The 22,682-nt window shown below is 63.4% G+C and carries 15 protein-coding genes; 7 read left to right on the plus strand and 8 right to left on the minus strand.

Annotation, left to right across the window (positions count from 1 at the left end; translation table 11 throughout):
• Positions 1-12: 12 nt before the first annotated feature.
• Complete coding sequence (locus FQ664_RS21115) at positions 13-438, minus strand: YybH family protein (RefSeq protein ID WP_144174629.1); 426 nt, start codon at positions 436-438, stop codon at positions 13-15.
• A gap of 250 nt (positions 439-688) precedes the next feature.
• On the minus strand, positions 689-946 hold the full coding sequence (locus tag FQ664_RS21120; protein ID WP_003254632.1) for a DUF2790 domain-containing protein: 258 nt from the start codon (positions 944-946) through the stop codon (positions 689-691).
• Positions 947-1,300: 354 nt separating this feature from the next.
• Here FQ664_RS21120 and FQ664_RS21125 point away from each other — a divergent pair, with 354 nt between their 5' ends.
• Entirely contained in the window at positions 1,301-1,669 is a 369-nt protein-coding gene (locus tag FQ664_RS21125) for a GNAT family N-acetyltransferase (protein ID WP_144174631.1), read from the plus strand.
• Here FQ664_RS21125 and def read toward each other — a convergent pair.
• Both def and FQ664_RS21135 read right to left on the minus strand, forming a co-directional pair.
• Positions 1,624-2,160: a peptide deformylase gene (gene def / locus FQ664_RS21130; RefSeq protein WP_144174633.1), complete on the minus strand. Its 537-nt coding sequence runs from the start codon at positions 2,158-2,160 to the stop codon at positions 1,624-1,626. The genes FQ664_RS21125 and def overlap by 46 nt on opposite strands.
• Positions 2,157-3,116, minus strand: a complete 960-nt coding sequence (locus FQ664_RS21135; RefSeq protein WP_144174635.1) for a YihY/virulence factor BrkB family protein — start codon at positions 3,114-3,116, stop codon at positions 2,157-2,159. The genes def and FQ664_RS21135 overlap by 4 nt, the downstream gene beginning before the upstream one ends.
• A 295-nt stretch (positions 3,117-3,411) precedes the next feature.
• Here FQ664_RS21135 and FQ664_RS21145 point away from each other — a divergent pair, with 295 nt between their 5' ends.
• Positions 3,412-3,792: a hypothetical protein gene (locus FQ664_RS21145; RefSeq protein ID WP_144174639.1), complete on the plus strand. Its 381-nt coding sequence runs from the start codon at positions 3,412-3,414 to the stop codon at positions 3,790-3,792.
• Here the strand turns inward: FQ664_RS21145 and FQ664_RS21150 are convergent, their stop codons facing one another.
• Positions 3,793-4,629 (minus strand): CvfB family protein, encoded by an 837-nt coding sequence (locus FQ664_RS21150; protein ID WP_144174641.1) that lies wholly within the window; start codon positions 4,627-4,629, stop codon positions 3,793-3,795.
• A 131-nt stretch (positions 4,630-4,760) separates the two neighbouring features.
• On the opposite strand from FQ664_RS21150, the gene FQ664_RS21155 reads away from it, so the two are divergent.
• Positions 4,761-5,627: a DUF6279 family lipoprotein gene (locus tag FQ664_RS21155; RefSeq protein ID WP_144174643.1), complete on the plus strand. Its 867-nt coding sequence runs from the start codon at positions 4,761-4,763 to the stop codon at positions 5,625-5,627.
• Between the two features lie 123 nt (positions 5,628-5,750).
• On the opposite strand, the gene aceK is transcribed toward FQ664_RS21155, so the two are convergent.
• On the minus strand, positions 5,751-7,466 hold the full coding sequence (gene aceK, locus FQ664_RS21160; RefSeq protein ID WP_144174645.1) for a bifunctional isocitrate dehydrogenase kinase/phosphatase: 1,716 nt from the start codon (positions 7,464-7,466) through the stop codon (positions 5,751-5,753).
• A gap of 248 nt (positions 7,467-7,714) precedes the next feature.
• On the opposite strand from aceK, the gene FQ664_RS21165 reads away from it, so the two are divergent.
• Complete coding sequence (locus FQ664_RS21165) at positions 7,715-8,590, plus strand: DMT family transporter (protein ID WP_144174647.1); 876 nt, start codon at positions 7,715-7,717, stop codon at positions 8,588-8,590.
• A 13-nt stretch (positions 8,591-8,603) separates the two neighbouring features.
• Positions 8,604-9,062, plus strand: a complete 459-nt coding sequence (locus tag FQ664_RS21170; RefSeq protein WP_144174649.1) for a DUF4265 domain-containing protein — start codon at positions 8,604-8,606, stop codon at positions 9,060-9,062.
• Between the two features lie 3 nt (positions 9,063-9,065).
• On the opposite strand, the gene FQ664_RS21175 is transcribed toward FQ664_RS21170, so the two are convergent.
• Complete coding sequence (locus tag FQ664_RS21175) at positions 9,066-9,947, minus strand: DMT family transporter (RefSeq protein WP_144174651.1); 882 nt, start codon at positions 9,945-9,947, stop codon at positions 9,066-9,068.
• Between the two features lie 626 nt (positions 9,948-10,573).
• On the opposite strand from FQ664_RS21175, the gene pvdO reads away from it, so the two are divergent.
• Positions 10,574-11,434: a dihydropyoverdine dehydrogenase gene (gene pvdO / locus FQ664_RS21185; protein ID WP_178091028.1), complete on the plus strand. Its 861-nt coding sequence runs from the start codon at positions 10,574-10,576 to the stop codon at positions 11,432-11,434.
• Between the two features lie 125 nt (positions 11,435-11,559).
• A complete protein-coding gene (locus FQ664_RS21190; RefSeq protein WP_144174654.1) occupies positions 11,560-14,019 on the plus strand; it encodes a TonB-dependent siderophore receptor in 2,460 nt (819 codons plus the stop codon).
• 82 nt (positions 14,020-14,101) lie between these two features.
• On the opposite strand, the gene FQ664_RS21195 is transcribed toward FQ664_RS21190, so the two are convergent.
• Complete coding sequence (locus FQ664_RS21195; RefSeq protein WP_144174656.1) at positions 14,102-22,681, minus strand: non-ribosomal peptide synthetase; 8,580 nt, start codon at positions 22,679-22,681, stop codon at positions 14,102-14,104.
• Between the last annotated feature and the right edge of the window lies 1 nt (position 22,682).

Consider the following 22,682-nt stretch of genomic DNA (forward strand, 5'->3'; position numbering starts at 1 on the left):
GGCAATAACGGCTCAGGGCTTGAGATCGAACAGGGCTTTCTGGCTTTCCATGTCGAACGGCGCCGACCAGTGCTCGTGGATTACCTGCCACTGGCCACCTTGACGACGATAGCCCACGGTGGCGCGCATGAAGCCGCACTGGCTTTCGTTGTCCGCCGGGCCACAGCGGTTCAGCCAGTGGGCCAGGGCCAGGTCGCCAGCGGCATGCACGGTAAGCTCGGCAAATTCGAAAACCATGGGGCCGGGGCACATGCCCATGCACATTTCCCAGTGCGCCTGGTAGGTGGCCTTGCCTTTGAATTGCAGGGCCTGGATGGCATCGAAGGCGACGATGTCGTCGGCATAGGGCGCGATGATGTTGGGGATGTCGCGCTCGCGCACGGCCTGCATCCAGCGCTCGATCAATTGGCGGATCTCGGTTTCGGCTGCGGTGCTCATCGGGTGTTCCTCCGACAGGTCATGGGTGGTTGGGCACGCAGTGCAGCGTGCTTTCACCTATGGTCGAACGGCAACTGGAGGAATCGACAGGTCGAGGAAATTATTCTGGCCTGATTGCGGTTTGAACCTGCAGGAGCGGGCTTGCCCGCGAACCAGCCATTGCGGTGGATGGCACCGGCTGCGCCGGTGTTCGCGGCCAAAGCCGCTCCTACAGGGGTCTCGCAAGCTTCAAGCGCTCGGGCAAGCGGGCTCAACCCTGCTGGCAACCCTCACCCATGGCCCGGTACTGGATGGTGTGCACCTGGCCCTGGTGGTCCTCATAGGTCATGGTCGCAGGTACCACTTCGCAGACATTGGGGATGGTCGACAGGTTGATCACCCGCTTGATGTCCAGGTTCATGGAGTAGTCGTACTGCTGGGCCACGGGCTCGCTGGAAACAGGTTTGGCCTCATCGGCGAGGGCGAACGAGGACATACCGACCAATGCAAGAATCAGTAGTGGTTTCATGTGTGTTTGCCTTTTGAGCATTCAAGCTGATCGATTGACTTCTATTGCCGTAAGCGGCGCGGAGAAGTTGCCATCTGCGGTGGAGATGGCACGAAGTACCGATCCCGCTTCGTACTGCCAGTGGGGATGGGTAAAAGTCTACTCCCGGCCTGGAATAGTTGAACCCCGAACTCGGATATTCACCCTTGCCGGATATGCAACAATCTGCGACAAGATGACCGAAAAATGTCAGGCCAGAGCCTCTGGCCGCCATGCAGGGTAGGACGCGCCATTTCTGAAAATGTGTACTGTTCGAAACTTTCGGACCCGGAACGCCGGCTGCTGGACCACTTTTACCGCCAGCACGGCTCACGCATGCGCGCTGCGGGCGACGCTCAGCTGTGGGTAGCGCGCAGCCCCGGCATCATCGCGGGCCTGAGCCTGAGCGCGGTGGGCGATGGCTTGTGGCTGACCGGGTTGTTCGTCGCCCCGCAGCGGCGCAGCCAGGGGGTGGCCGGGCGCTTGATCGAGGCGGCGCTGGCCCAGGCTGGCGGGCCCACCTGGCTGTTCTGCCACCCGGACCTTGCGCCCTTCTACCAACGCCTGGGCTTCGAGGTCGCCAGGCAACTGCCGCAAGCCCTGGCTGACCGCCTGCAGCGCTACCAGCGCAGCAAGCGCCTGGTGGCACTGCAGCGGGGTCAGTCGTCGCTGGCGTCGAGCCCGGGGAACAGCACCTCGGTGTAGCCGAACCGGGAAAAGTCCTGGATGCGTGACGGGTACAGCCGACCGCTCAGGTGGTCGCATTCATGCTGCACCACCCGCGCATGAAAGCCGTCGGCAAAGCGGTTGATCGGGTTGCCCTGGGGATCGATGCCTTCGTAGCAGATGTGCTTGAAACGCGGCACCACGCCGCGCAGGCCGGGCACCGACAGGCAACCTTCCCAACCGTCCTCGAGCTCGCTGGAGGTGGGCGTGATGACCGGGTTGAGCAGGATAGTCTGCGGCACCGGTTCGGCATTCGGGTAACGCTCGCTGCGCTCGAAGCCGAAGATCACCAGTTGCAGGTCGATGCCGATCTGTGGTGCGGCCAGGCCCACTCCGCCCACATGGCGCATGGTTTCGAACATGTCGTCGATCAGTTGCTGCAGTTCGGCACTGCCGAGCATATGTTCGGGTACTGGTGGGGCGATGCGCAGCAGGCGTTCGTCGCCCATCTTGAGAATGTCACGGATCATCGGGGGTTCGGCTCGGAAGGTTGGTGCTCGCTCGGTATCGGGTGTTCATGGCCCAGCACGGTAATGGTTTCCCGCGGTTTGTGCTCATCGAAGTCCTTTTCGCCAGGGTTCTTGCCCTCGCTCGACATGTGCTCGATCACTGCATTCATCTCCGCGCCCAGCAGCAACACGGCGGCGGAAATATAGAAATACAGCAATAGCACGATGATTGCACCGATACTGCCGTACATCGCGTTGTAGTCGGCAAAGGCCTTCACGTAGTAGGCAAAGCCCAACGACGCCACGATCCACACCACCACCGCCAGCACCGAGCCCGGAGTGATGAAGCGGAACTGCTGCTTCACATCGGGCATCACGTAGTAGATCAGCGCCACCGCCACCATCATCAGGATGATGATCGCCGGCCAGCGCAGGATGGTCCATACCGTGACGATCACCTCCTGCATGCCGACCTGGGCAGCAATCCACTCCATCACCTGCGGCCCCAGCACCATCAGCGCCGCAGCCACCAGCAACATGCCGGCGATGCCCACGGTGTAGATGATCGACAACGGAATGCGCTTCCACACCGGGCGCCCCTCGGGCACATCGTAGGCGGCGTTCATCGCGCTCATCATCAGGCGCACACCGGCCGATGCGGTCCACAAGGCAATCACGATACCCACCGACAACAGCCCGCCCTTGGACTGCTGCAGCTGGTCGATCACCGGGTTCACCTGCTCCAGCGCCTGGGGTGGCAGCACCAGTTCCGATTGCAGACGCAGCCAGGAGAAGAAGTCCGGCAGGTGCAGGAAGCCGATCAGGGCGATCAGGAACAGCAGGAACGGGAACAGCGAAAACAGCATCTGGTAGGCCAGCGCGGAGGCGTAGGTCGACATCTCGTCGTCGAGGAATTCCTTGACGGTGCGTACCAGCACGCGGTGCAGGGGCAGGCCGCGCAGGTCGGGGAAAATCATAGCGTCTCCTTTCGCCGCTTGATTCGTGAGTACCACGGGTAAGTCTAATAGACCATGCCGTTGCTGTGCTGATCCCGGCCATGCTGCAAGAATTTGCTTACGCCGGTACTGGCCTCTTCGCGGGTAAACCCGCTCCCACAGGTCCTCCACTGCCCCTTGAGAGCTGTGGTGTACCTGTGGGAGCGGGCGTGCCCGCGAAGAGGCCGCTACAGCCAGAGCAGATGGCAAACCTTGCCCCGCTACCCGCCACCCCTCACAATGCAGGCCTTCATAGCGTCAACCCGCAGGAACCTGCATGAAACTCGACAAACCCGCCGCCATCGCCCGGCGCAACGAAGCACTGGCCCGCCCGGTGCTGACCAGCAGCAACACCCTGTTCGCCATCCTCGACCGCAAGCGCAACCTGTGGTGGTTCGAGGTGCCGGTGGCGCTGCTGCGCAAGGGCCAGCCCGACTGGGTCAACCTGCTGCTGCACACCCCGGAAAGCGACGAGCTGCAGCACCTGAAAGTACCGATCAACTTCCTGCGCGCTCACCAGGAACACATGGAAGTGCGCAACCCCGGCAAGCGCCGCTCGACCATCAGCCTGGCCCTCAGCGCCGACCGCGACTCGCTGCTGCGCGACACCCGCCCCGGTGGCGAACAGCTGGACTTCCGTACCTTCGTGCAGGCCTGATCAGGCCTTCTCGATCCGATCGTCATGGATGACGATGCGGCCCTCCTTGAACAACCCGCCAATGGCCTTCTTGAAGTTGCCCTTGCTGACGTTGAACAGCTTGCTGATCAGCGCCGGGTCGCTCTTGTCGCACACCCCCAGCACCCCGCCTTCGGCCTCCAGGCGCGCCATGATCTGCTCCTGCAGGCTGTCGGCCAGGGCAGCGCCGACCGGTTGCAGGCTCAAGGCGATCTTGCCGTCCGCGCGCACTTCCTTGATGAAGCCCTTCTCGTGCATGCCCGAGCGCAGGAACTTGAACACCTCGTTCTTGTGGATCAGGCCCCAGTGGCGGTTGTTGATGATCGCCTTGAAGCCCATCGGCGTCTCGCCGGCCACCAGCAGCTCGACCGGCTGGCCCACCTGGTAGTCCGCCGGCGTGCGGTCCAGGTAGCGGTCCAGGCGTGAAGTGGCAGTGATGCGGCGGGTGCGCTTGTCGAGGTACACGTGCACCACACAGTAGTCGCCGATCTTCAGCGGCCGCGCCTCTTCCGAGTACGGCATCAGCAGGTCCTTGGACAGGCCCCAGTCGAGGAAGATGCCGGCCCCGTTGATGTCCTTGACCTTGAGGCTGGCGAACTCGCCGACCTGCACCTTGGGCTTTTCGGTGGTGGCGATCAGCTGGTCTTCGCTGTCCAGGTAGATGAACACGTTCAGCCAGTCATCCACCTCGGTTTCGGCGTTTTTCGGGATATAGCGCCCGGGCAGCAGGATCTCGCCGTCGGCACCGCCGTCCAGGTACAGGCCGAAGTCCACGTGTTTCACGATTTGCAAACTGTTGTAACGCCCAAGCAGAGCCATTTCCGATGTTCCTCAAGACAAGGCGGCTATTCTACACCTGAAGCCAGCGCGCCGCCCGACCGCTGATGCAGTGGAACCGTCAGCCTCCCCCTTGCGTCTACCGTCTGGCCAGCACCCGCAAGGAACAGCCCATGCCGCTACGCCTGTCCAAAGCCCTGCTCGTCGCCATCGGCTGCGCCCTGGCCCTGGTCGCCTGCAGCCGTATCGACCTGGCCTACCGCAACCTCGACCGCCTGGTGCCGTGGTCGCTGGGCGACTACCTGGCCATGAACCGTGAGCAGAAGGCCATGCTTGACGACCGGCTGCGGGAGCACCTGGCCTGGCATTGCAAGACCCAACTGCCCGGCTACCTCGACTGGCTGGACCGGGTACGCGCCATGGTCGTCGATGACCAGGTGACCGACCAGGCCCTGCAGCAGCGCACCCGCGAAGCCCGCGAGGCGATTGGCCGGGTGGCCGAGGAAATCACCCCTTCGGCCACCGAGTTGCTACGCGGCATGAGCGATACCCAGGTAGCGGAGATGCGCGAGGCGTTCCGCGAGGATATCAGCGAACGGCAGAAGCAGTATGTGGATACACCGTTGTCCAGGCAGATCGCCCGCCGCAGCGAACGCATGGAGAAACGCCTGACGCCGTGGTTTGGCGAGCTGACCGCGGTGCAGAAGCAGCGCGTACAGGCCTGGTCCCAGGCACTGGGCGACCAGAACCGCGAACGGATCGCCAACCGCGCGCACTGGCAGCAGCAATTGCTGCTGGCGATGAACCAGCGCAACGACGCCAGCTTCGAGCCGCGCCTGGCGACGCTGTTGCAGCGCAAGGAAAGCCTGTGGACGTCTGAGTACCGGGCGGCGTATCAGAATACCGAGCAGCAGGCGCGCAGCTTGCTGGTGGATCTGGTGCACCAGAGTACCCCGCAGCAGCGGCGGTTCCTGCAGGAGCGGTTGGGCAAGGTGCGTACCGATTTCAGTGAATTGAAGTGCTTGAAGGGGGGAGTGTGAAAAGCAGGCCCGGCCTCTTCGCGGGTAAACCCGCTCCCACAGGTACGGCACAGGGCTCGAAACCAGTGGGGTCCCTGTGGGAGCGGGTTTACCCGCGAAGTGGCCGGGCCTGATAAAGCATGATCACCGCACCTTGCGCCGATACGGAAACACATCGATCACCTTCCCTTCACGAATCGCTGCCTGCAGCCCCTTCCAGTAATCCGCGTCATACAACTCCCCATGCAAGCGGCTGAACAACCGTCGCTGGCCGATATCGGCAAACAGGAATGGCGGAAACTCCTCGGGGAACACGTCATGCGGCCCGATCGAGTACCACGGCTCACCCGACATCTCGTCTTCCGGGTAACGCGGCGGCGGGATATGGCGGAAGTTCACCTCGGTCAGCAAGCTGATCTCGTCATAGTCATAGAACACCACCCGGCCATGGCGGGTAACGCCAAAGTTCTTCAGCAGCATGTCGCCTGGGAAGATATTCGCCGCTGCCAGCTGCTTGATGGCCAAGCCATAGTCCTCTAGCGCCTCGAGCACCTGGCCTTCGCTGGCGTGCTCCAGGTACAGGTTCAGCGGCGTCATGCGCCGCTCGGTCCAGCAGTGGCGGATCAGCACCGTGTCGCCCTCCAGCGCCACGGTCGATGGCGCCACCTCCAGCAGTTCGGCCAGGCACTCCGGCTCGAACTTGCTGCGCGGGAAGCGAAAATCGGCGAATTCCTGGGTATCGGCCATGCGCCCGACGCGGTCGACGCTTTTCACCAGCCGGTACTTGTCGATCACCGTGGCGCGGTCGACCGTCTTGGACGGAGAAAAGCGGTCCTTGATGATCTTGAACACGGTGTTGAAGCCCGGCAGGGTGAACACGCTCATGACCATGCCGCGCACCCCGGGCGCCATGACGAAGCGGTCGTCGCTGCTGGCCAGGTGGTTGATCAGTGCCCGGTAGAACTCCGACTTGCCGTGCTTGTAGAAACCGATGGAGGTGTACAGCTCGGCGATGTGCTTGCCGGGCAAGATGCGCTTGAGGAAGTTGACGAACTCCGCCGGCACCGGCACAGCGACCATGAAGTACGAGCGGGTGAAGGAAAAGATGATCGACACCTCGGCCTCGTCGGTGATCAGCGCATCGGCCTCGATACCGTGCCCTTCGCGGTGCAACAGCGGGATTACCAGCGGCCACTGCTCATCGCTGTTGAACAGCCGGCCGACCAGGTAGGCACCCTTGTTGCGGTACAGCACCGGCGAAAACAGCTCCACTGCCAGGGTCGGGTCCTTGCATACCCAGTCCGGCAGGCAGTCGCGCAGTTGATCTTCCAGGCGCGCCAGGTCGCCTTCCAGGTCACCGTACGGCACATCGAACCGGTAATCGGTGAACACCGCCCGCAGCAGGCCCTTGAGCCCAGCGTCAGGCCGATAGGTACGGGTTTGCGCGGCGCGCTCACGGCTGCGCATGGAGGGGCGGGTGGTGTGGATGAACATGCAGCCGTCGCTGATCAGGTCGTGGCTGAACAGGCTGCAGAACAGCGAGTTGTACCAGGTCTCGGCCAGCTCGTCGTCCAGCCGTGGGTCGATCAGGTGGATGTAGGCGTTCTTCACCAGTGGCCATTGTTCCACATCCAGCAGCACGTCCTCGGCAAAGCCCTGGCGCAGCCAGCCGTTGACCTCGGCGACCTTCTCTTCATAGAGATTGATGCGGGCGGCGGCGGCACGCTGGATATCCTGCCAGCGCGCCTGTTCGAAGCGTTGGCGGGCGCCAAGGGTGATGCGTTGGAAGTGGTCGCGGTAGTCGTCGAAGCCGGCGAGGATCATCCGGGCGATTTCGACAGCGGGCCAGGGCTGGGGCATGCAGAGACCTCGGTGCGGTGTTGAGTTACAGAGCTTAGTCGTCTCTTGGCTTTTGCGGAGCCTGTGCCGGCCTCTTCGCGGGTAAGCCCGCTCCCACAGGTTCGCTGCAATGCTCGGCCCTGTGGTAATCCTGTGGGAGCGGGTTTACCCGCGAAGAGGCCGGCACAGGTTTACACCGCAAGAAAGCACAAGAATCCCCTGGCCCCCTGGCGTACACTCGCGCCCCTGCCCCGCCTCCGGAGACCGTTGTGAGCGCCATCGCCCTAGCCCGCCTGCTGACCCTTGCCGCCGTCTGGGGGGCGAGCTTCCTGTTCATGCGCATCATCGCCCCCGAGCTGGGCACGGTGCCAACGGCGTTCTTCCGTGTGTCGATCGCCTGCCTGGGCCTGGTTGCGCTGCTCGCCGCCGCCCGCGTGCGCTGGGACTTCCAGGGCAAGCTCGGTGCTTGCCTGGTGCTGGGCATGATCAACTCCGGTATCCCCGCCACCTTCTATTCGGTGGCCGCCCAGGTGCTGCCCGCCGGCTATTCGGCAATCTTCAACGCCACCACGCCGCTGATGGGCGTGCTGGTCGGCGTGCTGTTCTTCCGCGAACCGATGACCCTGGCCAAGCTCTGCGGCATCTTCCTGGGCCTGTTCGGCGTCGGCATCCTCAGCGGCGCCGGCCCGGTAGCCCTGGACATTGCCTTGCTGCAAGGCGCCCTCGCCTGCCTGGCGGCCACCACCTGCTACGGCTTTGCCGGCTTCCTCGCCCGCCGCTGGGTCAGCGGCCTGGACAGCCGCCTGTCGGCACTGGGCAGCATGCTCGGCGCTACCCTGATGCTCAGCCCGCTGTTCGCCTGGAGCGCGCTGAGCCAGCCACCGGCCAGCTGGGGCGGCTGGCAGGTGTGGCTGTCGCTGCTGGGCCTGGGCCTGCTGTGCACCGCGTTCGCCTACATCCTGTACTTCCGCCTGCTGGAGGAGATCGGCCCGGTCAAGGCCAGCACCGTGACCTTCCTGATCCCGGTTTTCGGCGTATTGTGGGGGGCATGGCTGCTGAACGAACCGCTGTCGATGGCGCACCTGTACGGCGGCCTGCTGATTGGCGTGGCATTGTGGCTGGTGCTGCGCCCGGCGCGCAGCTGAAGCGGGGTACAGGATGAACAGCGCGTACAAGAAGGTCCTGTTCCGCCTGGAGCAAGACGAAAACGGCTACCCGCCGGCCTCGGTCGAGGGCCTGTGGGCCAAGGCCGTGGAAGGCGGCTATGCCGTCGACAACATTCCCTTCCATGTCTACGGCATCGCCCCGGGCGACGTGATCGGCACCCGTGAGGAAGCCGGCGAAACCTGGTTCGCCGAACTGCGTCGCAGCAGCGGCAGCTCGGTGTTCCGGGTTCTCGTCAAGCCCCCGGAAACCCTGGCCCAGGTACGCGCGGCCTTGCACGATTTCGGCTGCAATTGCGAAACCGAGCAGGCGGTGAAGATGCTGGCGGTCGAGGTCCCGCCGCAGCGCTCGCTCGACACCTTGCTCTACTACCTGCTCACCCAGCGCGAAGCCGGCCTGCTGGACTTCGAGGAAGGCGTACTGCGCCACGCCATCCCCGAAGAATTCCGCTAGGGCCTACGCCTCGGCCAGGTGTGCGGCGGGCTTGCGGAACACGAACAGCAGGCCCACCACGATCAGCCCCATGCCCAGCAGGCTGAGCGGCGCCAGGTGGTTGCCGAAGATCAGCAAGTCCATCACTGCGGTCACTGCCGGCACCAGGTAGAACAGGCTGGTGACATTGACCAGGTTACCCTGGGCGATCAGCCGGTACAGCAGCAGGGTCGCCAGTAGCGAGACCACCAGCCCCATCCACAGCAGCGCGCCGACGAAACCGCCAGTCCACGCCACATGCAGCGGCTGCAGCGGCGCGAACAGCGCGCACAGGGCAAAGCCGGCCAGGTACTGCAGCGGCAGCGTGCCCATGGGGTTGTCGGTGATGCGCTTCTGCAGGATCGAGCCAAAGGTCATGCTGGCCAGCGCCAGCAAGGCGAACAGCATCCCTGCCAGCGACACCCCGCCCAGGTTGATGCCCTGGTAGACCACCATGATCAACCCGCCAAGCCCCAACCCCAGGCCGAACAAGCGGCTCCAGGAGCGCTGGCGCTCCATCAGCACCACGGTCAGGATCGGTTGTACCCCCATCACCGTGGCCATGACGCCGGGGGTGACATGGGCGTCGAGCGCCAGCAGGTAGAAGATCTGGTAGGCGCCGAGCAGCACACAGCCGGTGCCCAGGGCCCGCAGGATGGCCCCGCGACTACGCGGCCAGCGCAGCCCCAGCAGCGGGCCGATCAGCAGCAGGCCAGCCAGGGCCAGCGCCGAGCGCAACAGCAGGAAGGCGAACGGGCTGGCATGCGCCAGGCCCAGCTTGGAGACGATCGCCCCGCTGCTCCACAGCAGGACGAACAGGCTGGTAGTGGCCGCCGAGGCCACGGATGCTTTGCTAAGGACAGACATGTATTGCCACCTGATATAAGGCGAATAAGCCAAACGGACGGCGTGCGCTTCAGTGTGGGAAGTCGCCGACCGTGTTCAGTAGGTTGCGTGTGCGAAGGGACGCGGCCAGAAGCCGATCAGCCCAGCACGACCACGCAAGGAGGCGGAGCTACGCCGCCTACGACGCCACTGACAGGTGGTGGTGGATAGTGACTGATCATCGCCGGCTGCTGGCAGCCACGCACGACCATGCCCGCGACTGGCGCGATGGCAAAGCTTGTGGTGGAAGGGCTGGCTGGCATGAACAGGTCTTCAGGAAGAGAACAGTGGGCTGGACTATAGCCCGGTGCCACAAGGCTGGCAACCTCCCCCGCCTGGTTCAACCTTGCGCATGTCACTGCGGGACAACTGCCCTGCTCCAGGTCAAGAAGCGGCCGCGATCCCTGTGCACCGGCGCAGCCGGTGCCATGCACCGCGTTGGATTCTTCGCGGGTAAACCCGCTCCCACAGGGGTTTACGCAACCTTCCAATTTCTTTGCAAGCCAGCCGCGACCTTAGGGGCCACGTCTCTATTAGTTAATTTCTCACCACCCCGATTCGTCTGAATGCGAAACGCAGCCCGCATTCACCCGTTTCGAGGACCACCGATGAACGTATCCGCCTGGCTCTACCGGCCAGCCCAGGTCACCTGCCTGCTGCTGGTCAGCGCCTACGCCCACGCCGCCAAGCCCGGTGACGTGTTCAAAGACTGCAAGGACTGCCCCGAGATGGTCGTGCTGCCCGCTGGCAGCTACCTGATGGGTGCCCCCGACGACGAAGTCGGCCGCCAGCCCGACGAGGGCCCGCTGCACAGCGTGACCTTCGCCAAACCCTTCGCCATGAGCCGCTACCCGGTCACCGCCGGTGAACTGGACGCCTACATCAAGGCCACCGGCACCGTTATCAAGAGCGGCGACGAGCGCCCCGGCCGCTGGTGCGAAGCCAGCAAGCCTACTTACAAGCAAGGCCCCCGCCAACCGGCGGTGTGCGTCGACTACGACGAAGTGCAGGCCTACACCCGATGGCTGGCGAAAACCACCGGCAAACCGTACCGCATGGTCAGCGAAGCCGAACGCGAATACGCCGCCCGAGCCGGCTCCAGCGGCCCGTTCCCCTTCCCCTTCGATGAACCGGGCAAGTACCAGATCAGCAAGCACGCCAACACCTATGGCCCCAAGGACGGCTATGCCTTCACCGCCCCGGTGGGCAGCTACCCGCCCAATGCCTTCGGCATGTACGACATGCACGGCAACGTCTACGAATGGGTCGCCGACTGCTACCACGACAGCTATGAAGGCGCGCCCGGCGACGGCAGCGCCTGGATCCAGGACCCCACCTGCATCCGCGCGCACATGCGTGGCAACGACTGGGGCGAACCACCGATCTTCTCCCGCTCGGCCAACCGCAACGACCGCCTCAAGACCACCCGCGGTGACTTCCTCGGCTTTCGCGTAGCACGCGAACTGTAAAGTTGTGACGCGGTTGACGCAGCATCGGTTAAAAAAATCGCCAATAAGAATCGTTCCGGTTTTTCACAGGTGCTGCGTCCTATAGCTGACATAGAAAAAACCCTCTGCCAACGAGACCGCAATAGATGTCCAAGTCCTTGCCCGGCCCGCTCAACCCGCTTGCCAAAGCATTACTGATCCGTCATTCCCTTCGTCCCCAGCGCGCGTTCACACGCTTCGGCCTGGGCCTGGCGATATCCGCTGCAATGGCTGCCCAGGTGCAGGCGCAGGAGTGGACCCTGGATATTCCCGCGCAGTCGATGAATTCGGCGTTGCAGGCACTGGCCAGGCAGACCGATACCCAGTTGCTGTATAGCCCGGAAGATACTGGCGGCCTGCGCTCCTCCACGCTCAAAGGGCGCCATGACCTCGCTACGTCGCTGCGTATCCTGTTGGGCGGCAGCGGGCTGCGCTACCAGATCGACGGCAACACCGTAACGGTAACGGCAAGCTCAGCGGCAAAGGACGGCCAGGTCGAGCTTTCGGCGACCAACGTCAATAGCATGGGCCTGGGGGCCACTACCGAAGGTACAGGTTCCTACACTACCGGCTTGACCAGCACGGCCACCCGCATGAACCTGTCGATTCGCGAAACACCGCAAAGCATCAGTGTCATCACCCGCCAGCAAATGGATGACCAGCGCCTGGCGACCATTACCGATGTGCTGAAGCAGAACCCGGGCATCACCATGTCCCAGGATGGTGGCGAGCGTTTTCACATCTATTCGCGCGGCTCGGAAATCAGCACCTACCAGCTCGATGGCGTGAACACCACGCAGGATTACCTGACGCGCAACATGCCCAACACCCTGATGGACATGGCCATGTTCGACCGCATCGAAATCGTGCGCGGTGCCACTGGCCTGATGACCGGTGCCGGCGAGCCCAACGGTGTGGTGAACATGGTGCGCAAGCGCCCTACCCGTGAATTCCAGTCGTATGTGCAGGCCGGTGTCGGCTCGTGGGACTACTACCGCACCGAAGCCGACGTGTCCGGCCCGCTGATCGAAAGCGGCAAGCTGCGCGGCCGCCTGGTAGCCGCCAAGCAGAGCAACCAGAGCTACATGGACTGGTACAGCCAGGACCGTGACCTGGTCTACGGCGTGCTCGAGGCAGACCTGACCGATACCACCACCGTGCGCTTCGGCATGGACTACCAGACCTACGACGCCAACGGGGCGCCGGGTGTGCCGCTGTTTTTCAAAAATGGCCAGCCCACCAATTTCTCCCGCTCGACCAGTTCCGGGCCGCGCTGGATGTATGAAGACTACACCACCAAGAACTACTCCTTCGGCCTGGATCAGGAGCTTGGCAATGGTTGGCAGTTGAAAGTGGCCGGCAACTACATGGATGTCGATCGTGACTCGCTGTCGGCGTTCTATCGCACCGGTGCAGGGATGGCCACGCTCGATCAAGCCACCGGCGATGCCACCTTCGACCGCCTGCAAGTGGATGCCCATCAGGTTCAACGAGGCGTCAACGTCACCCTGCAAGGTCCCTTCGAACTCTTCGGCCAGACCCACGAGTTGGTCACAGGCTTCGATTACCTGGATTACGAGAACAACCACTTCACCGGGACGGCGGGGCCGGTCAACGCCAATTTCTACAACTGGGGTAACCGCTTGCCGCAACCTGGCAGCTACTCGCCGTTGCTGGACTATGACCTGAGCATTCGCCAGACCGGTTACTTCATTGCCACCCGGCTGAACTTCACCGACGACCTGCACATGATTCTTGGTGCCCGTACCACCAATTACCGTTCGGACTCGAACCAGGTGGTGTTGACCACGGGCAACGGCAACCCTACGCAACTTAAGGAGCACGGAGAGGTAACACCGTACGCCGGCCTGATCTACGACCTGACCGATGAGCAATCGGTGTACGCCAGCTATACCGATATCTTCAAGCCCCAGACCAGCCGCGACCGTACCGGCAAGGTGCTGGACCCTGTGATCGGGCAGAACTATGAAATGGGCTGGAAAGGTGAATTCTACGATGGTCGCCTGAACGCCAACGCGGCGATTTACCTGATCAAGCGTGACAACTTCGCCGTGACCGACACCGATTTCAAGGCACCGCAGGAAGTAACCTGGACGGTTTCCAAAGCTGTGAGCGGCGCCGAAACCAAGGGTATCGACCTTGAACTGTCCGGCGAAGTGGCGCCAGGGCTGGAAGTTCACACCGGTTATAGCCATTCGCGCACAGAGGATGCCAGCGGCACTCGCCAGACACCTCAACTGCCGCTGGACTCCTTCCGCCTGTGGACGACCTACCGCCTGCCCGGCGAATGGGAGCGCCTGACCGTAGGTGGAGGCGTGAACTGGAACTCCAAGCAATCCTTGGTCACCAGCTACAAGACCCGTATCACCCAGGAAGACTACGCCGTGGCCAGCCTGATGGCCCGCTACAAGATCAGCGAGCACCTGGCCGCCACGCTGAACGTGGACAACCTGTTCGACAAGAAGTACTACGCAGGCCTGGCCGGTAACTATGGTCACTATGGCACGCCGAGAAACGCGACGCTGAACCTGCGCTACGATTTCTGATCGCTCCCCACAAAAAAGCGGCGCTTCCCCATTCGGGAAGCGCCGCTTTTTCATGCGCCTGGCTGCGCGGTCAGTGGTGGGGTTACTGGCTAACCGAGTCTGCCAGCAACAGCCTGGCAATCATTCCCTCAAGGACATCCACCTGTTCAAGGATGTCATAGTGCCCGGCATCAACAGCAATGTCCTGACAGCTCCCCGAGATGCTACCCGCGTGCGCGCCCTCTCCCGCCCACCAGCAACTTGCTGCTGCCTCGGTAGACGGCAGCTGTCGCAATTGCCGCGAAAGCGCCTTGAGTTGCATGGCTACGACAAAGGTCTGCGCCAGATCAGCGTTGCCGATTTCGGCATAGGCCGACTGTGCAGCCTGTGCGGCCCGTGCCGTCTCGATCACGCGTTCCAGGGCCTGCAGAGCACTGCCGGCCGGCACCACCGGCAGAACCAGGGCATCAGCCGAAACCCCGAGAATTACCGCCAGGAAGCCACGCAGGTCGGCGCTCCAGTCACTCTCCTGCACGGCTTGCCTGGCCGAGGGCACGAAGCTGTCCACCAAAGCCAGCACCGCAACCCGCTGCCCCTGGTTTTCCAACTCTTTGGCCACCAACACCGCCAGGGTGCCGCCCAGCGACCAACCTGCCAGCTGATAAGGGCCTTCAGGTTGCTTCTGCCGAATGTACTGTGCGTAATCGATCGCCATCGTTTCCAGCGAATCGTCCACCCAGGCGTGATCCAGCAGCATCCGGCATTGCAAGCCATAAACCGTGCAACGGCCCTCCAGCCGGCGCGCCAATGGCTCGTAATCGAACACAGTGCCAAACCCGGCATGCAGGCAGAACAGCGGCATATTCGTGCTCACGCGGCTGTTCAGCAACAACAGCGGGTCCAGGCTGGCATCGTCGGGGGCATAACCCGACAACTCGGCGATGGTCGGCCGGGCAATCACATCACGCAGTTTCAGTTCGATAGGCAAATCCTCGCGGGCACGGACCTTGGACAGCATCTTCAGCACGCGCAGCGAGTCACCTCCCAGTTCGAAGAAATTGTCATCGACGCCGACCTGCTCAACTTCCAGTACTTCCTGCCAGATCGCTGCCAGCGCCTGCTCGATGGCATTACGCGGGGCAACCCACGCCCGGCCTGCGGCAAACGCTGGTGCCGGCAGGCCATTGCGGTCGATCTTGCCATTGGGGGTGAGCGGTAGCGCCGGCATCAGCACCAGCTGTGCCGGCACCATGTGATCCGGCAGGTCGGCGCGCAGGGCATCACGTAAATGCTCGGCGCGGGTGTCGGCGCTGGCCGTCACCACGTAGCCGACCAGTTGCTTACCCGTGCTGATGTCACGCGCCACCACCACGGCATCGCGCACGCCAGCCAGGTTGCGCAGGCGTGCCTCGATTTCTCCCGGCTCGATGCGGAACCCCCGAATCTTCAACTGGTTGTCCAGGCGCCCGAGGAAGTCGATGACGCCATCGGCGCGACGACGCACCCGGTCACCGGTGCGGTACAGGCGGCCACCCGTGGCAAACGGGTCGGCCACGAAGCGCTCGGCCGTGAGTGCGGCCCGCTGGTGATAGCCACGCGCCACGCCCTCGCCGCCGATGTAAAGCTCACCGGCCACACCATCGGGCAGCGGGTTGAGGTGCTGGTCCAGCACGTGCAACGTGCGCTCGCCCACGCGGTCGCCGATCGGCGCGTACACAGCCCCACAGGTTCGTTGCACCGGCACTTTCCACAGCAGCGGCGTAACCACGGTTTCCGTCGGCCCATAGCCGTTGGTCAACCAGCGCGGACGCAGCGTGCGCTTGACCTGCTCGAACAGGGCATCCGGTACCGCATCGCCGCCAAAACAGTACACCCGCACCGCAGGTGCGGGTTGCTGCCGGCTATCGGCGAATTCGGCCAACTGTTGCAGGTACGCCGGCGGGAAGCAGGCGATATCGATGCGCTGGGCATGCAAGGTCTGCCAGGTTTCTTCTGCCGTCCACAGCCGGTTGTCACGCACCACCAGGCAACCACCCGAGGACAACGTCGACAGCCAACGTTCCTGGGCCCCGTCGAAGGCGAACGACATGAACAGCAGCTCGCGGGTCTGCGGGTCCATCTCGTACAGCCCGGCGATGGCCTGGCAGTGCATGCGAATCTGGCCGTGGCTCACCGCCACACCTTTGGGCATGCCGGTGGAACCAGAGGTGTAGATCAGATAAGCCAGGTTATCCGCGCAGGCGCGCTGTTCAGGCGCGGTTGCAGGCAGATGGTCCAGCGCTTGCTGGTCGAGCTCGACGCACCGCGCCACCTGGGTAAAGCGCTGGCGCAGGCCACTGCTGGTGACCAGCAGGTGCATCGCCGAGTCCTCGACGATCCACTGCAGGCGCTCCTGCGGGTAGTCGATATCCAGTGGTACATAAGCTGCGCCGGTCTTCATCACCGCCAGGAAAGCCACGATCACCTCTACCGAGCGTTCCAGAGCGATACCAACGCAGGTTTCCGGACGTACGCCCTGCGCAATCAGGTGGTGGGCAAGGCGGTTGGCGCGCACATCCAGTTGGGCATAGGTCAACTGATGGCCGCCGCAGACTAGCGCCTGGGCCTCGCCACGCTCACGGGCATGCCCGGCGATACGCTCGGCGAGCAGCGGCTGCTCGCACCCAGGTGCCGCAAGCTGGTTACGCAGGTCGGCGTGCCTTACCTGCGCTGGCGTCAGCATGCCCAGGCTACCCAGCGTGGCCTGGGGATTGTCCAGCATGGCGCTCAGCAAGCTTGCGAAACTGCCGCGCACACACTCGACAGCGGCGTCGGTAAAACGGTTGCGCAGGTACAGGAACTCCACCGAAAAGGTTTCGCCCAGTTGAACGGCCAGGTCCATGGCATAGTTGGTAACGTCGCGGTTGCGGACCTCGCCAAAGCGCAGTGTGCCGCCCCCGCCCTCGCGCAGACGGTCGTCAACCGGGTAGTTCTCGAACACCACAATGCTGTCGAACAGCGCTTGCCCTGGCCGCCCGGCCCAGCGTTGCACATCGGCCAGCGCCGCATGCTCGTGGTCGCGCAACTCCAGGTTGTAATGCTGCAGCTGGTGCAGCCAGTCGCTGACAATGTGCTGGGGTTGCGGTGCCTGCACCACCGGCAGCGTGTTGATGAACAGCCCCAGCATCTCGTCCGCACCCACCAGGCTGGTGGGGCGCCCGGCCACCGTGGCGCCGAAGCACACGGTGGTCTGGCCGGTGTAGCGTTGCAGCAGCAACAGCCAGGTGGCCTGCACCAAGGTATTGGGCGTGACCCGCAGACGCCGGGCCTGGTCACGCAGTTGTTGCGTGCGCTGCGCATCCCAACGCAGGTAAAGCGCACGGTGCCCGGCAAGCTTGTCGGCTGGTTGCGGCGCGACACTGTCAGCCAACAGCGTCGGCCCCTCGAGGGCACGCAGTTTTTCGCTCCAGAACTGCTCCAGCTTGCCCTGTGGTTGCGCTGCAAGCCATCGAATGTAGTCCGCGAAGCGCCCGCCGACATGGCTGACAGGTCGGCCGTGGTAAACCTGCAACACCTCGCCCAGCAACCGCGAATTGCTCCAGCCATCCATGAGGATGTGATGACGCGACCAGATCAGGTGCAGCCGTTGCTCATCCAGTTGAACCAAGGTAAGCCGCATCAAGGGTGCACTGGCCAGGTCGAAACCTTCGGCGGCATCCTCGCCAGCCAGCGCCTGCAAGGTTTCGTCTGTCACCTCGCGCCCACGCCAGTCGAGCATGCGCAGCGGCAGGCTGGCCTGACGCAGCACCACCTGCAGTGGCTCGCTCCACTGGGCCGATGACAGGAAGACCGTACGCAGGATGTCATGACTGGCGATCACCTGGTGCCATGCCGCTACGAAGCGGTCGATGTCCAGGCCATGCACATCGACCGAAGTCTGGTTGATGTACAGCGCCGCTTCAGACTCCTGCAGGGTATAGAACAGCATGCCCTGCTGCATGGGCGAAAGCGGATAGATGTCGGCAACCTGCGAAACCGGCACCGGCAAGCCATCCAGTTGCGCCTGGCTGAGGCGGGCCAGCGGAAAGTCCGTTGGCGTGACACCGCAGTTGTCAGCTTGGCAGCAATGATCGATAAGGCTCTGGAGTTCTTCTGTGTAGGCGTCGGCCAGGCGCTGGATGGTCGCAGGGTCGAAGACCTTGCGACTGAACGTCCAGCCCAACGTCAGCTCGCCGCCATACACCTGGCCGTTCACGGCCAGCAGACCATTCAACGGCGCATCTTCATCCTGATTCGACCCGGCGCTCTCCCTGGCAGGCCTGAAAAGACTGGCCTGCTGGTCGAAGCTGCCATCGAACTGCCCCAGGTAATTGAAGATGATCGAGCCCCGGGCCAGCGCCGCCAATGTCTCCTGCGCTTCGCCAGCCCCCAGGTAGCGCAGCACCCCGTAGCCAAGCCCCTTGTTGGGCACAGCGCGCAGTTGCTCCTTGATCGTCTTGATCGTGGTAGCCAGCTCATGCTGCGGGCTCAGCCTGACCGGGTACATGCTGGTGAACCAGCCCACCGTGCGGCTCAGGTCGATACCCTCGAACAGCTCTTCACGGCCATGACCTTCCAGGCGCACCAGCACCTGCGGCTGTGCAGTCCAACGGCTGACTACACGGGCCAACGCCGTCAACAGCAGATCATTGATCTGCGTGCGGTAAGCTGCCGGGGCCTGTTGTAACAGCTTGCGGGTCCAGTCCGAGTCCAGGCGGGTGCTCACTGATACAGCATGCTTCTGGCGGTTTTCGCCCTGATGGTAATCGCAAGGCAGGGCATCACTGGCGTCTTTCAGTTGATCACGCCAGTAGTGCAGCTCATGGTGCAGTGCCTGGCTGGTGGCATAGGCCTGCAACTGTTCGGCCCAAACCTTGAAAGCGCTGGTCTTGGCCGGCAACTTCAGCGGCTGCCCGAGAGTAAGCGCCTGGTAGGCCTGTTGCACGTCTTCCAGCAGAATCCGCCATGACACGCCATCCACCACCAGATGATGAATGACCAGCAGCAACCGCTGGCTGCCGTCTGCCAGCGTTGCCAGCACAGCGCGCAACAGTGGCCCCCGAGCCAGGTCAAGACTGCGCTGGGCCTGCTCAGCTACCTTGGTCAGCGCCTCGGCATCAGCGCATTCGCGTACCCACAGCAACCCGGTCGATGACGGCTCGCCAATCGCGACTTGCCAATGGCCCTCAGTGTGTCTGGCATTGAGCCGCAACAGATCGTGATGCACATGCAGGGTCTCCAGCGCCGCGCTCAACAGGTGGGCATCCAGCGCCTCAGCAGGCTCGAGCAGTAGCGACTGGTTCCAATGCTCAGGTACTGCAAGCGCTTGCTCGAAGAACCACTGCTGCACCGGAATCAGTGGCAGGGGCCCGGTGACCGCACGCTGCTCCTGCTGTTGTGCCTTGCTGCGTCGGGCAACCGAAGCCAGCCCTTGCACGGTCTGATACTGCAGCAGCTCCTTGGGGGTGAACTGGATATCCGCCTGGCGTGCACGGCTGACCACCTGCAACGAGATGATCGAATCGCCGCCCAGTTCGAAGAAGTTGTCGCTCAGCCCGACCCGCTCCAGCTTCAGCACATCCGCCCAGATCGCCGCGATCTGCTGCTCCAGCGCGCTTTGCGGGGCGATATACTGGCCCTGCAACTGGCTGACATCCGGCTGCGGCAAGGCCTTGCGGTCGAGCTTGCCGTTCGGCGTTACCGGCAGCTTGTCGAGCAGCAGCAGGTGCGCGGGTACCATGTAGTCCGGCAGGCCGGCCTTGAGCACCTCGCGCAGGCTGTCGCGCAATACGCCTTCATCCTGCGTGCTGTCGGCAGGCACCACATAACCCACCAGCTGCTTGCCGCTCGGCCCGTCCTGGGCCAGCACCACCGCTTCCTGCACGCTCGGCAGCTCCAGCAGGCGTGCTTCGATCTCGCCCAGTTCGATGCGCAGGCCGCGAATCTTCACCTGGTGGTCGATGCGCCCGGCGTAGTCGATCACGCCATCGGCGCGGTAGCGCGCCAGGTCGCCGGTGCGGTACAGGCGCCCACCGTTTTCGCTGAACGGGTCCGGCACGAAGCGTTCGGCGGTCAGCGCCGGGCGCTGGTGGTAACCACGGGCCAGGCCGACACCACCGAGGTACAGCTCGCCGGCACTGCCGCGTACCGCCGGTTGCAGGCTGCCTTCGAGGATGTGCGTTTTCAGGTTGTCGATCGGCTGGCCGATCGGCACGCTGATGCTTTCGTCCGGCTGGCAGGTCCAGTGGGTGACGTCGATCGCCGCTTCGGTCGGGCCATACAGGTTGTACAGGCCCGCCGCCGGCAGGCGCTGCAGGGTCTGGCGGGCCAGCTCGGCCGGCAGCGCTTCACCGCTGCACACCACGCGCTTGAGGCTGACGCAGCTCTCGATCGCTTCATGGCTCATGAACGCCTGCAGCATCGACGGCACGAAGTGCAGCGTGCTGATGCCGTAATGGTTGATGCTTTCGACCAGCAGCTGCGGGTCGCGGTGCGCCCCCGGCTGGGCCAAGACCAGGCGCGCCCCGGTCATCAGCGGCCAGAAGAATTCCCACACCGACACGTCAAAGCTGAACGGGGTTTTCTGCAGCACGCTGTCGCTGGCGTCCAGGCCGTAGGCCTTCTGCATCCACCACAGGCGGTTGACCAGCGCCTGATGGCTATTGCCAGCGCCCTTCGGGCGACCGGTGGAACCAGAGGTGTAGATCACGTAGGCGAGGTTCAGCGGGGCCACCTCGATATTCGGGTTGGCATCGCTGTAGCCGTCGAAGTTTTCGGTATCCAGGTCCAGGCTGCGCAGCCCGGCCGGGACCGGCAGGGTTTCACGCAGGTGCGACTGGGTCAGCAGCAAGGCGACGCCGCTGTCCTCGAACATGTAGCTCAGGCGGTCCTGCGGGTATTCCGGATCCAGCGGCACATAGGCGCCACCGGCCTTCAGGATACCCAGCAGGCCGATGACCATCTCCAGGCTGCGCGCCATGGCGATGCCCACCAGCACGTCCGGGCCCACACCCAGTTTGCGCAGCTTGTGCGCCAGCTGATTGCTACGGCGGTTGAGCTCGGCATAGCTCAGGGTCTGCTCGCCAAACACCAGCGCCGGTGCATCAGGGGTGGCGGATACCTGGGTTTCGATCAGCTGATGAACACAGGTTTCACCTGGATAGACGGCTTGTGTGGCATTCCAGCCATGCACAATCTGCTGCCGCTCATGGTCATCCAGCAACGGTAGCTCAGCCACTCGCTGGTCCGGGTTGGCAACGATGCCCTGCAGCACGTTCACCCAGTGCCGCGCCATCTGTTGAATGGTCGATGCATCGAACAGGTCGGTGGCGAAGGTCAGCGTGGCGCTGATGCCCTGCTCATGCTCGAAACTGTCCAACGCAAGGTCAAACTGCGCCGCATGCACATGCCACTGCAGGCTCTCTACCTCCAGGCCAGGCAAGCTGCGGCGCTCGCCCTTGACCCGGGTCTGGTGGTTATACATTACCTGGAACAACGGGCTGTGGCTGAGGCTGCGCTCAGGCTGCAGGGCATCGACCAGCTGTTCGAACGGCAGGTCCTGATGGACCTGAGCGCCCAAGGCACGCTGACGGACTTGCACCAACAACTCGCTGAAAGTCAGCTGCGTGGCAAACTCGGCGCGCATCACCTGGGTGTTGACGAAAAAGCCGATCAGGCGCTCGGTCTCCACCCGGTTACGGTTGGCGATGGGTACGCCCACCCGCACATCGGCCTGCCCGCAATAGCGATGCAACAACACCTGGAAACTGGCCAGCAGCAGCATGAAGGGTGTCGCGCCCTTTTGCTGGGCCAACTGTTTGAGCGACAGGCTCAATCGTTCGCCAAGATCGAGGTAGATCCGCTCACCCCGGTAACTCTGCAGCGCCGGGCGCGGTCTGTCGGTAGTCAGTTCCAGCACCGGATGCTCATCGCCCAACTGCGCCGTCCAGTACGCCAATTGACGCTCGCGCTCGCCGGCGTCCATCCAGGCACGCTGCCAGATCGCATAATCGGCGTACTGGATCGGCAGTGCGGCCAGCCCCGGCTCATGCCCCAGGCTGTAGCCTTCATAGAGACGCACCAACTCATCGATGAGCAATGGCATCGACCAGCCATCGGCAACGATATGGTGCAAGGTGAGCACCAGCACGTGCTCATCCTGCGTCAGTTGCAATAGCTTCACCCGCAGCAGCGGCCCGTTGACCAGGTCGAACGGCTGCTGAACTTCCAGCGCAACCTGCACCTGCAAAGCCTGCTCGTCCACTGCCCCCAATTGCTGCTGGGCCAGCTCGAAAGGCTGGTTCGGGTGGATCACCTGTATCAACTGGCCATCCGCCTCGCCAATGGTCGTGCGCAAGGCTTCATGGCGCTGGATCAGCGTCTCGAAGCTGCGCTGCAGGGCAGCCAGGTCCAGCCGCCCTCTGAACCTGAGCGCGGTCGGAATGTTGTAGGCCGAGCCGGCAGGTTCCAGCTGCCAGAGGAACCACTGGCGTTGCTGGGCATAGGACAGCACAGGCCGTTCGACTTCGTGCCTGACCACTGGAATGGGCAGCTGCGCGAGCGTGACGCCCTTGGCCGCCAGCTTCTCGAGAAACAGCCTCTGCTGTGCCTGTGGCAGACGAATGAAGCGATAAACCAGGTCTGCGTTTCTGTTGTCCGTGTGCATC

It is taken from the genome of Pseudomonas persica (assembly GCF_900291015.1).
Classification (GTDB): domain Bacteria; phylum Pseudomonadota; class Gammaproteobacteria; order Pseudomonadales; family Pseudomonadaceae; genus Aquipseudomonas.